This is a genomic window from Aeromonas piscicola (assembly GCF_000820005.1).
GTDB classification, from domain to species: Bacteria; Pseudomonadota; Gammaproteobacteria; order Enterobacterales; family Aeromonadaceae; genus Aeromonas; species Aeromonas piscicola.
On record NZ_CDBL01000011.1, the window covers coordinates 1,297 to 1,785 of the forward strand.

General features: G+C 57.5%; 1 protein-coding gene. It reads right to left on the minus strand.

The annotated features are described in order from the left end of the window. Positions 1-330 (minus strand): DUF6776 family protein (locus BN1128_RS02255; protein WP_042866033.1); only part of this gene is annotated, 330 nt, incomplete at its 3' end. Between the last annotated feature and the right edge of the window lie 159 nt (positions 331-489).

A 489-nucleotide genomic window follows, 5' to 3' on the forward strand; every position in this document is an offset into this window, starting at 1 on the left:
GAGGTTATCGATCACCACCCCCACCTGCTCACCCGTGGGTCGCATGATACGTTCGAAGAAGGCCAGCTGCCGCTTCTGTTCCTGCACCTGGGCTTCCTGATCCTTGAGCGTCTGCTGCAGTTGTTCGAACGCGGCTCTCTGGGTGGCCAGCAGCGTCTCCTTGATGCCGAGGTCACTCTTTAGCTGGCCAATCGCCTTGCCCTGCCGCTCCAGGGTCTCTTGCTGCACCGTCAACAGGCTGCTCTGGGCCAGTTCCTGTCGATTACCGACGAAATACCCGATCAGCGCACCCATCAGCAACACAGCCAACAACTTCAATATCTGGGACATAAGGCCTCTTTTGTTACTGCGCCATACAGCGGCCATGCTCCTTTCACTATACTCGACTCGACCGGATTCGCGCTGACATACAAGGAGTTAACTGGCAATGGCGCCGCTGTCTCCCCGCTTTTGACGCGCAGCAAGCCGTAAAGTTCGCTCCAGGATCTG